Origin of the sequence: Corallococcus sp. 4LFB (genome assembly GCF_046520365.1) — a bacterium.
Taxonomy (GTDB): Bacteria; Myxococcota; Myxococcia; order Myxococcales; family Myxococcaceae; genus Corallococcus; species Corallococcus caeni.
In genome coordinates, this window is the sequence record NZ_JBKGHJ010000986.1 from 1 (window position 1) to 1,396 (window position 1,396).

Genomic DNA, 1,396 nt, shown 5'->3' on the forward strand with positions numbered 1-1,396 from the left:
CAGGCCCAGCGTCAGGTCGCCGCCGCCCACCGCCACGCGCGCGGCCAGCATGTGCCGCACCGGGCCCTCCAGCAGCCACACCCGCAAGGCACCGCGCGGCACCGCGCCCTCCACGTAGCGGGCCCCCAGCAGCCACAGCTCGCCCTGGATGAGCACGTCCTCGCCCCGGGGCGCGTGCAGGTTCGGCTTCGAGTCCTGACAGCCCAGGACCCAGGCCCCCCGGCCCTCCTGGACCCAGCGCACCCGAAGGCCCTCCGGCAACGCCTCCAACGCGCGCCGCGTGGCCTCCGCCTCGCTCCTTCCCTCCGCCATTGGGCCCCTCGCACCAAACAGCGCTACGGTATTCTTCCGTAATAGCTGTGATTAGAGGCCCGTGTCAGCACGTTTTTCACGGTTTCCAGGGTGGGTACTGGGAAACCCTGTAGGTCTTGTGGAGGGAGGAGCACCCTCCGGAGGCGAAGCGCCCCAACGGGTCCGACAGTCGGACCAGTTGCGCGCCCATCGCCCCGGGGCCTCCGTCTTCCGCCGTCAGGGGCGCTGGGGGCCCCGGGCTCCATAGGCGCGCTCCAGGAGGGCGTCGCTGGAGAGGCGGGGGGAGGCCTTGGCGGCTTCGACGTCCAGGCCCTCGCCGTGGCCGCGGCCCTGGCCTTCGAAGAGGACCTGGGGGCCGTCGAAGGAGGCGCGCCGCGGGCAGGAGGGGAGCCGGAGGCCGGCGCGCAGCGTGTCGCACGGCAGGGAGCGTGCGTCCTCGTAGGGGGCGCTGGGGGGGCCTTCGGTGCGCAGGTAGCGCACGCGGCCGGACTCGAAGCGCAGCGACACGAGGTTCGTGCCCAGCAGGGCTTCCACCTGGGAGCGGGAGCGGGCTTCGCGCCACGGGGTGGAGCCGCCCTGCGAGAAGGTGAGCCACGCGTCCCACTTCAGGGGCGGGAGCTGGAGGGCGCGGGCTTCTTCCGGGCGGATGCGCACGGTGCCCCGGAAGGCCTGGCAGTGGGTGGTGTCGCAGAGGGCGCGGCCGGGGTGGCGGGGGCCAGAGTGGCGTTCGTTGTGCGCGGCCACGCGGGCCAGCGCGACGCGGGCCTCGCCCTGGAGCGTGACGTCCTCCGCGGCGACGACGCCGGCGGTGTACTGCACGCGCGTGGTGCGGAAGACGAAGTCGGAGCCGCGCCGGGCCTTCAGCGCGCTGGGGGTGGTGGGCACGCCGGGCGGCGGACGGTACGGCGGAGGCGTGGACCAGGTGAAGACGCCCGCGTAGTCGCGGCCACCGTCGGGGCCGTCCGGGAAGCGCACGCGCCAGGGGCTGCCCAGGCAGACGGCGGGGCCCTTCGAGGTGAGCGCGTCCAGGCGGGAGAGTCGGGGGCGCGGCGCGCGGGGCGCCGTCCTCCAGTGAGAAGCCCGC

General features: G+C 74.8%; 1 protein-coding gene and 1 pseudogene. Both read right to left on the bottom strand.

What is annotated here, in order from left to right; all coding sequences use genetic code 11:
- Positions 1 to 312, bottom strand: a 312-nt coding sequence (locus tag ACLEQD_RS43380) for a hypothetical protein (RefSeq protein ID WP_410391792.1), incomplete at its 3' end; no start/stop codon positions are given.
- Positions 313 to 528: 216 nt separating this feature from the next.
- Positions 529 to 1,396: pseudogene (locus ACLEQD_RS43385) on the bottom strand (hypothetical protein); the annotation flags it as partial.